This window comes from Salinivibrio kushneri (assembly GCF_027286325.1).
Taxonomy (GTDB): Bacteria; Pseudomonadota; Gammaproteobacteria; order Enterobacterales; family Vibrionaceae; genus Salinivibrio; species Salinivibrio kushneri_A.
Genome location: NZ_CP114588.1, coordinates 2053811 through 2066347 on the forward strand (window position 1 = coordinate 2053811; position 12537 = coordinate 2066347).

At 50.5% G+C, this 12537-nt stretch carries 10 protein-coding genes; 1 reads left to right on the top strand and 9 read right to left on the bottom strand.

Annotation, left to right across the window (positions count from 1 at the left end; translation table 11 throughout):
* Positions 1 to 363 precede the first annotated feature (363 nt).
* Positions 364 to 2466: a tetratricopeptide repeat protein gene (locus N8M53_RS09665; protein WP_269578634.1), complete on the top strand. Its 2103-nt coding sequence runs from the start codon at positions 364 to 366 to the stop codon at positions 2464 to 2466.
* 102 nt (positions 2467 to 2568) lie between these two features.
* Here the strand turns inward: N8M53_RS09665 and flgL are convergent, their stop codons facing one another.
* From flgL to flgD, 9 genes are all read right to left on the bottom strand, one after another.
* Positions 2569 to 3762, bottom strand: coding sequence for a flagellar hook-associated protein FlgL (gene flgL / locus N8M53_RS09670; protein WP_269578635.1), 1194 nt, complete (start codon positions 3760 to 3762; stop codon positions 2569 to 2571).
* 11 nt (positions 3763 to 3773) lie between these two features.
* A complete protein-coding gene (gene flgK / locus N8M53_RS09675; protein ID WP_269578636.1) occupies positions 3774 to 5651 on the bottom strand; it encodes a flagellar hook-associated protein FlgK in 1878 nt (625 codons plus the stop codon).
* A 169-nt stretch (positions 5652 to 5820) separates the two neighbouring features.
* The gene (gene flgJ, locus N8M53_RS09680) at positions 5821 to 6771 is read right to left on the bottom strand and encodes a flagellar assembly peptidoglycan hydrolase FlgJ (protein WP_269578637.1); all 951 of its coding nucleotides are present in this window, start codon (positions 6769 to 6771) and stop codon (positions 5821 to 5823) included.
* Positions 6772 to 6779: 8 nt separating this feature from the next.
* Complete coding sequence (locus N8M53_RS09685; protein ID WP_420066610.1) at positions 6780 to 7835, bottom strand: flagellar basal body P-ring protein FlgI; 1056 nt, start codon at positions 7833 to 7835, stop codon at positions 6780 to 6782.
* Between the two features lie 58 nt (positions 7836 to 7893).
* The gene (locus N8M53_RS09690; protein ID WP_269580023.1) at positions 7894 to 8688 is read right to left on the bottom strand and encodes a flagellar basal body L-ring protein FlgH; all 795 of its coding nucleotides are present in this window, start codon (positions 8686 to 8688) and stop codon (positions 7894 to 7896) included.
* Between the two features lie 20 nt (positions 8689 to 8708).
* Positions 8709 to 9497, bottom strand: coding sequence for a flagellar basal-body rod protein FlgG (gene flgG, locus N8M53_RS09695; RefSeq protein WP_046074963.1), 789 nt, complete (start codon positions 9495 to 9497; stop codon positions 8709 to 8711).
* Between the two features lie 22 nt (positions 9498 to 9519).
* Entirely contained in the window at positions 9520 to 10269 is a 750-nt protein-coding gene (flgF, locus tag N8M53_RS09700) for a flagellar basal-body rod protein FlgF (RefSeq protein ID WP_077771533.1), read from the bottom strand.
* 173 nt (positions 10270 to 10442) lie between these two features.
* Positions 10443 to 11756: a flagellar hook protein FlgE gene (gene flgE, locus N8M53_RS09705; protein WP_046074965.1), complete on the bottom strand. Its 1314-nt coding sequence runs from the start codon at positions 11754 to 11756 to the stop codon at positions 10443 to 10445.
* A gap of 24 nt (positions 11757 to 11780) precedes the next feature.
* Positions 11781 to 12524 carry a flagellar hook assembly protein FlgD gene (gene flgD / locus N8M53_RS09710; RefSeq protein ID WP_046074966.1) on the bottom strand — a complete coding sequence of 248 codons (744 nt, stop codon included), beginning with the start codon at positions 12522 to 12524 and terminating at the stop codon, positions 11781 to 11783.
* Positions 12525 to 12537 lie beyond the last annotated feature (13 nt).

The window sequence follows — 12537 nt, forward strand, 5'->3', positions numbered from 1 at the left end:
CAGCTTGTTAATCAGTTTCAAAATCAGCCCGTTCAAAAACTGGCCGCTTGCTCGAATAAATACAATATGTGTGCCAACTTTTATAATTAGTTAAAAATCAATAATTTAAAGTGATTAAATTGTCCTATCAGCCAAGATTGACTCGAAAAACCCTGCCGCTTTTCTGTGCTTAGCGGCAAGGTGCGGCAATGCCTCGCCTAGCTTTTTGCCGTCTATGTGATCGGTGGCCTGCAAGTTAGCGGCCAACTTCGAGCAACAGCCGGACGGAAGGCATATTTTTTGCTAAATTATTGGCTTATCGATGCTCGCCAGCCTCTTGCTGTAATGCGCGAGGCTGTCACGGATAACAGGACGATGTAACCGATGACGCAAGACAACGACGGCCACACTAATATGACGCTGGATGATGCCTTCCAGCTCGGGATTCGTCTTTACCAAGAAGGGAATAAAACCGACGCGCGGCAAGTGTTCGAGCAAATACTGAGCCACGCACCCGATACCGTGCAAGTGCGGCAAGTACTGGCCGTGCTGGATGCGGAAGCAGGGCAGTACACGCAAGCAATGGCTCACCTTGACCATGCGCTTGAACATGCCCCTGACGATCTGTCTTTGTTGTTCGATAAGGCACAGGTATTGACGCAACAAGGGCATAATCACGCGGCCATGGAGCTGGTTGAGACATTGTTTGCCGCCGCTCCTACCAATCAGGACATCCTTAATCTGCGTGAGCAGTTAACGGCCAAACTCGGCCTACAGGGAGAAAGTCGTCGAACGCACGCTTTGCGTGACGAGCTCCACCAGCTAAAAAACCAAGGGCTGGCCGATGAAATTAACAAAACCTTGTCAGTGGCAGCTGATTTGGTCGCTGATGGGCACAGTGACCAAGCCGAGCAGCTTTACCAAACCATACTCACGCTGGAGCCAGATTACCCACCGGCGCTGATGGCATTGGCGCAACAAGCATTGGATCAGAAAGCGTTCGGCAAAGCACAACAATTGCTACTACGTGGCAGTGAAAAAGCACAGGCTCATCCAGTTTGGCAACTGCTACTCATCCGCGCAGAAGCGGGACTGGGGGAGTATGCCAGCGCGCGCCAGCGCTGTTTAACGACCTATAAGCAAACACAAGACACGGCATTTTTGCGTCAACTCCTGGTGGTTTATCTCAATGAAGCTAACTGGCTAGAAGCAAGCAAATTGGCCAAACAGTGTTTGCGTGATGAACCTGAGCGCGGTGAATTACATTATGCCTATGCCCGTGCCACCTTCGAACTGCTCAAGCAGCACCATCAATTTACTCAAGATAAATTAACCGATTGCTACCAAGTCCATCTTAAGGCACTGAATTATGTCAGTGACACACAAGCCAATACGTTAAATGCCCAACTGGGTGAACTGGATTGGTATATGGGCAATATTGACCAAGCTCAGCAGCGCCTCGAGGCCCTGCTAGCCTCTCAGCCCGACGATCAGGCACTACGATTTAATCTGGCGTTTGTCTATCGTACGCAAATGGCCTGGGAGAAATTTTATCAAGCCAATGAGGCTGGGATTGAATGCGGACGCCGCCTCAAATATCACGGCAACTTACCCCGTTGGAACTTGTCTCGGCCAGAGACCGATGCCGTGCTTATCATGCCCGAGCAAGGGGTTGGGGATGAACTGGCTTATTTTCACAATGTTGCCATGGTGGTTGAACGCGCTCGGAAAGTGTATGTCGGCTGTGATCCCCGCTTAGAGCCCCTGTTACGCCAAGCCTTCCCCAGCACGGAAATTGTGCCCATTTCTCGCACTGACGGAAAAGATATTTTTGTGCCAGAACATGTCCTAGCCGATATTGATAGTTGGATTGCCGGTGGGTCGTTGGCGGGCCTGTGCTACCAACACTTTGGGCGTCACCTCTATCAACAAACCTATATTGTCCCAGATGTCGCCGCCGATGCGCCTTGGATCGCCCCGCTAGCTGAGCTGCATCAACAGGGCCCCGTGTTTGGTGTGTGTTGGCGAAGTGGTCTCGCCGCCGCCACCCGTAATATTCACTATTTAGTGGCTGACGAATTGGCTGGCTGGATAAAAACCATGCGCCAGCTTTGCCCTAACGCCCAGTTTGTTAATTTACAATATGGCGAGTGTGATAAAGAGCTCAGTAAAATCAAGAAGCAAACGGGCGTTGAGATCGTCACCTTGCCGGGACTGGATCTTAAAAATGATTTTATGGGGACAGCGCACACAATCAAACAACTGTCTGGAGTGTTTACCGCAGGGACAGCGGTACATAGGCTGACTGTCGCTGTTGGCACACCGTGTTATGTGTTTTTTGCCGGCCACCAGCACAGTGATATGCAAACCCCTGATGCGATGCCGGGGAACCATGAGTACGCGTTCAGTTACCCGCCCATGCTCAAAGATAAACAACCCCTGCTTAATGCCATGGCGCACCGCATGGTAAGCGATCTTTGCTCCTAGAGCGGGAAACACCCAATCGCAACACAAAACGGGGCCGCTGATGCGACCCCGTTTTTCTCTTATCCTCGACACCTTGTGACAACCAAAGGCTTACGCTTTGGATTAGATATAATTAAACAGCGAGAGATCTTTGGTTTTGGCAAAGGCCTGTTGGGACGCTTGCAGCGCGAGCATGTCCTCGTTCATATCGATGGCCGCCTGGGTATAGTCCAGATCTTCCATGGTGCCCAGTGAGCGGTTAAGCACCAACTTAAAGTCTTTGTGCATACTTTCTTGCCGATCTAAGGTGGTCAGTCGCGTGCCCACTTCTGAGCGTGCTTTGTTCAAATGCTTGAACGCCGCCGCAAACTGTTCGGTCACCTGGTGGAGTTCCGCCGTGGCAGACGCATCATCAATATCGGCATACGACAGCGCGGCGCCATTTTTAAACGAGTCGAAAACATTGAAGCTGTCTTGCCTTTCTAGGTTGATGGTATCGCCTGGCTTCATCTCGCCCTCGAAGGTCATTTTCAGCGTGTTCCACTCAACGCCGTTTTGAGGATCATACAGCCCAGCACTGACTTCAGTGCCATCTTGCATCAAGGAGTAGGTGGTGTCCCCATTGGCATTAACATCAAAAGACACCGAATAGTTAGAGGTATCCGCATCATTGGTGTTTTCCGCTTTCGCCATCAGCAATAGAGACCCATCTTCGAGATCGTATTCAGGCTGATAATCACCAAAAGGATTATCAATTTCCATAAACAGTTTATCGCCTGGATCAGACGTCGGCACTTCCACCGCAGGGGCTACTTGGGCAGTACGAAAGTAACTATCCCCCGCGTAACGCACGTTGCCTTGGCTATCACGATAAAAAGGCTGCGTACTGGTTTGGGTACCGGAAAACAAGAAATTGCCTGACTCATCCTTGGTGTTCACCAAGTCCATAAAGTTATCAAACATCCCTTGCAAGTCTTGCCGATGCGCGGTGCGGTCTTCCACTGATAACGAGCCGTTGATCATCGCCATCACTTTGCGTTTCGCTCCGTCCATGAGCTGTTCGGACTCATCAATCGCGATTTCTTCGCGAGTTTGTCGGTTTCGCGCCAACGTTATCGAGTCGATAAATTGGTCAATCTGCTCATCTTGCTGGCGAAAGTTTTGAATGTAGATAGACGACACCGGATCATCACCGGATGTAATAACACGTTTCCCCGTCGCCATCTGCTCTTGGTTATCCTGCACCTTCACATTCTGACGCATAATGTCGTTGGAGACCGACTGGTAATTGTGAAAGCTGGCAATACGACTAATCATACTGTCCTACCTTATCGCGTTGCATTGAGCAGAGAGTCAAATGTTTCGTTAGCGGCGGTCATAATCCGTGACGCCGCCATGTACGCGCGCTGAAACTTCATCATATTGGCCGCTTCTTCATCCAGGTTCACCCCAGACACTTCCGCCACACGACTTTCTGCGGCATCGTGTTCAACCATACTCACATCTTGCAGACGCTCATAAGAGGCTTTTTGCACCCCAAGATCGGTACTTAGTCCCTCATAGACATCGAGCACCGTCGAGCGACCGTTATCCATCAGCTTTTCCGTTTGCAGCTCCTGCATACGGATGAGATTACTATTGTCACCATCAGCCGGGATAAGGCTGATAGCCAGCACATCATCCGGCGCCGCTTTATCATTGATCTCAATGATGGTGCCGTTGACATCAATCGGTCCACCCGGCGGGTAGGCCTGTGGTGCGACCAAAACTTGCCCCTTAGGATCGGTCACCGCAAATTGGCTGCCATCAGGGGAGACCCGAACTTGAAATTCTTTTTGTCCACCAGCTTGTAAAATTCGCACATCACCGTCGCCATGGCTCACCGAGCTTGCACTGACATAACTTTGCGCCGCGATATCCGCCGGATCCTCCATGGTCACTCGCATTTGTCCTGCTGCTGAGCGAGCGGGACGAATCAACACGCGTTCATTGGCCGCCAAGCCAGCATCCACTTGCACTCGCATGCCGTCGACATTAAAGCTAGGCGGGGTACCACTTGGTGTCACCGTCGATTGCTTTCCATCCGGTGATGTCAGGGTATATTGGGTGCCATCAAATTTAAGTTGATAATCCCCCCGCTTGAGCTGCTGAAGATCATCAATATAGACTTTTAAATCAGCGGTAGAATCACCGTTTTGGATCACCCGTGCGCTGGCAATACGGTCACTGTTAAAGTCGGTGAAAATGTTCTTTCCAACCTCGCCGTTAAGATCGAACCCTTGACTCTGTAAGTCATTGAGTGATTGGGAAAAACCAATCGCCATCCGACCTAATTCGTCTCGCGCTTGTCCTAAGGTATCATCACGATATTCAAACAATGCCCCGAGTTTCCCGCGGATGTCTTGATTAGAAATCGCTTTCACTGTCTTCCCTTCCACCAACGCCAAACGGCGCTCTTGATGGTCAGGCTTACCCGGCAAGGTGGTCAGTTCACTGCTGTTCATGCCAGACACCAACATATGGCCACTGCCGATAATCACGTTGAATAACCCATCCTCACGCGCGTTCACACTCACCTGCGTGTATTCAGAGAGCTCTCGGATAAGCTTGTCATGTCGGTCTAACAAGTCATTGGCTTCGGCGGGCGTTTTTAGTATGGCTTTATGCACATCCACCAACTCTTGGCCAATGTCATTCATTCGTTTGACGGTGGCATCAATTTGCGAGGACGTATCAATCGATTGCTGCTGCAACACACCATAAACATCGTTCATACCAGAAGCGACCATACGCGCTTTCTCAAGCACGACTTTACGAGCGCCCATGTCGCTGGGGCTATCTGCCAGTCCTTTGACCGCCCCATAAAATTCGTTCATATTCTCGGGTATTTTTTTGGCCGAATGCGCCATCATATCGTCAAGCCGCCCAAGCTGTTCATTGCGGGCAGCAGCATGAGAGAGGTTTGACGTCGAGACATTTAATTCGTTAACCGCAAACTTGTCATAGTTACGGCGTATTGCCGCGGCATGGACACCAGTGCCGTAGTTATTGCCGCCCCAAAACTGAACATCATTGGTTTTTTGCTCAACCGACTGACGACTATATCCCTCCGTATTCACGTTAGAGATATTGTGACCTGTTGTATTCAGCTGTCGCTGCGCAGTCAGTACGCCTTGCGACCCAAGGGAAAGCAGGTCCAAGCCCATTGTGCCTCCAAATAACCCGACAATTAAAACGAGATAGTAGAAGACAAGCAAAAATTGAGCCAAGGGACTTTAAAAAATAAAAGTCGTTTATTATTATGACGTTAGTAGACGTTCAAGCCTCAACAAAGAGAGCAAAAAGCAAAACGGCAAGCCCTTGCCTGCCGCTCTCTTAGTCCATCATGCCGCGGACCTGATCGAGGACGCGGATCACTTTATCCGCGTACTCAGGATCAGTGGCATACCCGGCTTGATGCAGCTCACGAATAAACTGTTCAGGTTGGGCAGATTGCGATAATGCTTGCTCATAGCGCGGGTTGTCACGCAAAAATGAGACGAAATCGTCAAAACTCTCTTGATAGGAAGGGTACGAGCGAAAGCTTGCCGTTTCTTTAACCGGGATCCCGTCATACACCTCGAGGGTTTGTGTGGCGACTTTATCGCCACCCCAACGTTGATCCGCCTTTATATTAAACAAGTTATGACTGTTATCGCGGGCATTGGCGATAACCTTTTTCCCCCACCCCGTCTCTAGTGCTGCTTGAGCAAGAATAATCGCCGGATCCGTACCCAGCGCTCGGGCTGCGCGACGTGCATGTGGCGCCAGCGTGTTCACAAAAGAGTCCGGAGAGTCAAAACTTTTTGAACGTTGGGGCGTGGGGATATTGGCGGCCGGCGGCGCGATAGACTGACTATCGAGTGCAGCAATTGCCTTTTCTGCTGCCTCTCGGCTACGGTTTTGATCCAATGGTAAAGATTGCGCCGACGCGCGAGCCGCTTCATTCATATCTGGCTGGCTATCGCCTTGCGCTTTCCCTAATTGTTCAACAATCATATCCGCGAGGCCCAGTGAGCCCTCTCGGCTTAGTTCACTGGCCATTTGTTCATCGGCCATCTGCTCATAAAATTTAGAGGTACGATCGTCGATTAAGTCAGACTCAAACGCTTCATTAGCATCACGCATTGACTTGAACAGCATCTGGGTAAATAAGGACTCGAACTGCTCGGCGGCTGAACGTAGCGCCGCTTGCTCATCCCCTTCTTCCCCTTTCACGGCTTGGCGACGTAATGAATCGAGCTGGCTTATATCGTGTACAAATTGACTATCAACAGGAGATTTCATGCGTTGCCCTATATCACTATCAATTGGCCATCGATGGCCCCGGCCTGTTTAAGCGCTTGTAGAATCGCCATGAGATCCGAGGGGGCAGCACCAACCCCATTAACGGCACGTACGAGGTCGTCGAGTGTCACACCAGGTTTAAAGTGGAACATCCGCCCTGCTTCTTCCTCAACATTGATTTCGGTATCAGGCGTAACCACAGCCTCACCACCACCGAATGGGTTAGGCTGATCAACATTGAAGTCTTCTTGAATGGAAACCGTCATCCCACCATGGGTGATCGCCGCAGGACGAAGACGAACATTTTGCCCGACCACAATCGTGCCAGTGCGAGAATTAACGATAATTTTCGCTGCCGCATCACCCGGCTGAAACTCAATATTCTCAACCGTTGATAAGAAAGCCACGCGCTGGCTAACATCGCGTGGTGCTCTAACTCTCACTGAGGTCGCATCCATGGCTGATGCGGTTGACGGGCCAAGAAAGCGATTAACCGCATCCGCCATACGCTGAGCGGTAGTAAAGTCGGATTGGAATAAGTTGAAAGTCAGGTAATCACCACGACCAAAAGGATTGGGGACTTCCCGCTCAACGGACGCACCATTGGTGATCCGTCCAACGGTTGGGGTGTTGCCCACCAACTGAGAGCCATCAGCACCGGTGGCACTAAACCCGCCCACAATCAAGTTCCCTTGTGCAGTCGCATAGACGTTACCATCCAAGCCTTTGAGAAAAGTTTGTAGCAAGGTGCCACCACGTAAGCTCTCTGCCGAACCAATCGACGATACAGTAACGTCAAGTTTTTGACCTTGTTTGGCAAACGCGGGCAAGTCAGCAGTGACGGCAACGGCGGCAATGTTGGCTGATTGAGGATTGATATCTGGCGGCAATTGGATGCCAAAGTTTTCCAGCATCGATTTAAAGCTTTGATCGGTAAAGGGCGTGCTCTCTCCCGTACCAGGTAACCCCACCACCAAGCCATAGCCCGTTAGGGTGTTACTGCGTACCCCAGCGACCTCCGCCACATCTTTGATGCGCGCGGCAAGGCTTGGCATCGCCACCATCAGCAAGACTATCGATAACAACCACTTTTTCACGTCAACTCTCCGACACATTGTAGGGCTACAAGGTGACATTAAAGAATCGTGCCAACCAGCCTTGCTCTTGGGTATCTTGTCGCTCACCCGTCCCTGAATACTGAATTCTGGCGTTGGAAATACGGGTCGAAGCGATGGTGTTGTCAGGGCCGATATCGGCTGGACGAATGGTACCGCTGAGGCGAATGTATTCATCCCCTGAATTTAAGGTAAGCCACTTTTCACCGCGCACCATCAAATTCCCATTTGCGAGTACATCCACCACCTGCACAGAGATAGAGCCTTGGAGACTGTTGCTCTGATCCGCCGAGGTGGAGCCGGTTACTGAGTTGTCGTTACTGACCTCGTACGACAGTGTTCGCTCACCAATGGTGATCTCCTCACCACCTAGCGACAAGGGATCCATACTAAGGTCATTGGATTTGGCCAAGTCAGAACTGGCACTTTTTTGTGCTTGGGTGTTTTCTTCCAGCATCACGGTCACAATGTCTCCCAAACCACGTGGTTTTGAGCCATCGTACAGGTCACGCTGGTCATTCACGTTGAATAAGGAGCCTGTCGCTGTGGCGTAATGCTCGGGCGCTTGTTGCGGCCGGATCGGCGACCACGCTGGGTCATCCGCTTTGGGATCTTCACGTTGACGCAACAAGCCAATCAAGCCTTCGCTGTCCGGTGTGGTGTCCCCTTCGACCGCGTCGGTGGTCGAGGTCGCTTGGTCAAGATCACTGCCTGTGTCTTGTTGCCCCGGCAATGAACAGCCACCTAGCCCCAACAAGGTGGCAAGGAAAAGGCCTGGGATTAATACACGTTGCACCGTCATCATTGCCTCCTTAACCCTTATTACAGCTGCTGATTGACGTAGCTGAGCATCTGGTCGACCGACGAGATCACTTTGGAGTTCATTTCGTAGACCCGCTGCGCCTCAATCATATTCACCAGCTCTTCCGTGACATTGACGTTAGAGGTTTCCAGCATCGATTGCTTAACTTCACCAAAGCCATCGAGTCCAGGCACTCCCTCTTGAGGATCACCACTCGCGCCAGTAGGTAGGTAAATATTCTGGCCGATAGGCTCCAACCCACCTGGGTTAATAAAATCAACCGTGGTAATTTGGCCGAGTACTTGGTTCTCTTGCTGACCACGTAATCGCACAGACACTTCACCATCCGTTCCGACCGTAATTTGTACCGCGTCTTCAGGAACAGTAATTTCTGGTTCGAGCGTATAGCCCGCCCCTGATGTCACTATCGTGCCTTCGTCATTCAGGGTAAATTGGCCGTTACGCTGATAGCCAATGTTGCCATCAGGCAGCAATACTTGGAAAAAGCCATCCCCTTCAATCATCATATCAAGGGCATTGTCTGTGGTTTGCACATTACCATTGGTGTGCACGCGCTGGGTGGCCACCACTTTTGAACCGGCACCGAGCATCAATCCACTTGGCAACTCAGTATTCTGTGAGGATTGCCCACCCGGCTGGTTGATGTTCTGGTAGAAGAGATCTTCAAACACCGCGCGTGATTTTTTAAACCCGACCGTGGATGCGTTGGCTAGGTTATTCGAAATCGTCGAGATATTGGTCTGCTGCGCATCAAGTCCGGTTTTACTGACCCATAATGCTGGATGCATAATTACTTCCTCTTAATAAACCTTAGCCAAGCCGTAATAACGATGAAGACGACTCGTCCATTTTTTCCGCGGTTTTCATTAACTTCACTTGCATTTCAAAATGACGTTGCAAGTCGATTAACCCAGTCATCTCACCCACAGCGTTGACGTTACTGCCTTCTAACGCGCCCGTTTGCAGCGTCACACCGGCATCAGCCGGAAACACAGTGCCGGGCTCTTTGGGCTTGAACACGCCGTCTTTGTCTTTAAAGAGATCTTGATTATCTGGGCGAACCAGTTTGATTCTATCCACCACTTCCATGGCATCAGCTGGCGCACCTTGGGGGAGCACAGAGACCCCACCGTCTTTGCCCACTTCAATTTTGGCTGCAGGGAGTGGAATAAATATCGGGCCCCCACTCTCTCCGAGAATGAGATTACCATTACTGTTTTGGAGTAAACCGGTTTGATCTACTTTGAGATGGCCCGCACGGGTGTAGCCTTCTTGCCCTTGGCTGTCTAGCACTGACATCCAGCCTTCACCTTGCACCGCCACGTCCAAGTTTCGGCCAGTAGTGATCGTCGAGCCTTGCTCAAAGCTATATCCAGGTCGCTCAGTCATGTTAAACACACGGCTGGGTAGTCCTTCACCATAGGCCTGCATGGAGCGAGATTGCTCCAAATCTGCTCGAAAGCCTGTGGTGCTGACATTGGCCAGGTTATTGGCGCGCAGTTGCATAGCTTGCATATCTTGCTTTGCGCCACTCATGGCTAGGTATAACGAGCGATCCATAATTGGTTGCCTCCACAATCGTTCTATCTAGAAGAAAGCAAAGAGCGTGCCAGTAATTTTAATCTCTTATTATCAGCGTGTTATATGGAATTATAACGTTGAAACAGGAAGAATAATGGGGGAGGAATGGAAAAGCCTTGCCGCCCTAAGCGTCGGCGGCAAGGCTTGGATCACTAACGGATTTGTAGGATATTTTGTTGCATCTGGTTGCTCACTTCCAAGGCACGTGAGTTCGCTTGGAAGTTTCGCTGCGCGGTGATCAAATCAACCAACTCTTGGGTCATGTCAATATTGGACTGTTCGATCGTACCACTTTTTACCTGACCAAAGGCCCCTTGCATGGCTTCACCAAAGATAGGATCACCCGAGTCTTGCGTCACATCCCATTGGGTGTTGCCCACTTGGGCTAAGCCTTGCTGGTTGGCAACACGTACCATCGCCACTCGTCCTAGCGCGACATTTTCACCGTTACTATATGTCGCCATGATCGTGCCTTTAGGATCGATGTCGACTTTGGTGAGATACCCTGTGGTTGCACCATCATCGGTAAACTTACGCATCTCAAACGGTGCCGCATACTGAGTCGGGTTATCGAAGTTGAGCGTAAGCTGCTGATCGCCATTCGCGCCGTTCATTTCCAACCCAGCCCCTGCAGGCCCCAAGGCATCGGTCACGATCGGATTACCACCATTGATATTGTTCACTGAGCCATCAGAGTTAAAGTCGATGGTGTGGCCAACCTGGCCGGCGGCATTGGTTGAATTACCCCCTTGGATATTTACCGGCTTCTCGCCTTCAGGATCTGTCATGGTGTAGTACACCGACCAACTATTCGGGTTCGCCGGATCATTGCCTTTTACATAATACGTCGACAACTTGTATGGCTGACCCAGTGAATCGTACACCGTAGCAGAGGTTTGTTTGTTATAGGTTTCTGGATCTTCAAAGTTAAACTGCGCGGGATCTTTCTCTTCCCCGCCGGCAGGCAAGTTCAAGCCAATATCAACATTTTGTGACGCACGAGGCTGGCCAAACTGATCCGGGACATTGAGCGACTGCGGCTCATAAGACGAAACCTGCTGAGTATCCGGGTCGACATTATAACCAAGCAGATACTGGCCTTCAGAGTTGATAATGTCGTTATTTTTATCAAGGTGGAAGGCACCGTTGCGCGTTAAGTGGTAATCGTTGTTTTGCAGCTTGTCATTTGAGACGCCGAAAAAACCATTACCGCTAATCCGCAAATCAAGCGGGTTATTGGTGTAGATACTCGAGCCTTCGTGGAACTGCTGTGCCACGGTCGACGTTTGTACACCGGTCCCGTTTGTGGTCTTCGAATTAGAGAAGATGGAGGTTGAGTAGACATCACCAAACTCAGCACGTGACTCCTTAAAGCCATACGTATTGGCATTCGAGATGTTGTTACTGGTGGTGTTCATGTCTTTCTGGGCCGCACCAAGGCCACTTAACGCAATATTAAAACCCATTGCTTTTCACTCCTAATAAATCGGTTAGCCTTTCGTCACATTTCCGACGTCGGCATTACCGACCTCTAGCACTTCAGCAAGCTTAAACGGTGAGGAGAAGCCGGCAAGATTTAGCATCACGTTGCCATCGCCATTCCCCAGCAAGACACTGTTTACATTGGCATAGGTCGACACATCAAACTCTTGAGTTTGGCCATCAACCAAGCCGCTAACTTTGAGCTTATAGGTCCCTTCCGGCATAGGATTGCCGTTATCGTCGAGCCCATCCCATTCCACACGGTGATCACCCGGCGGTTTGGCACCCATACTGAACGTTCTTAATAGCTGTCCTTGTTCGTTTTCAACTCGGACACTGACGTTATCGAGCGCACGCGGCAACTTCACCATACCAGCCACACCGCCAGTCTCTCCTTTCACACCTGTCGATCCAGGCACAAGGACATCACGTCCGACCAAGGATGACGCTTGCAGTGCTTGGTTCGAAGTAATCGACTCGTTGAACGTATCAAATTGATTGTTCATTTTGCCGATGCCTTCTACCGTCGCAAAAGACGCCATCTGCGAGATCATCTTGTCATTATCGACAGGTTTAAACGGATCCTGTTGTGACAGCTGTTTGGTGAGCAGAGAAAGAAAGTCTTCTTGCTTGAGGGCCTGCTTGCCTGTTGTACTATCTTGGCTCTCTTGCAGTTTTTTCTCTTGCTGCGCCTTTAGCTGGTCAATGTAGGACAGTCCGTTACTCGAACCTGTACCGTCGATTCCGGCCATCTTCGCCTCCTAC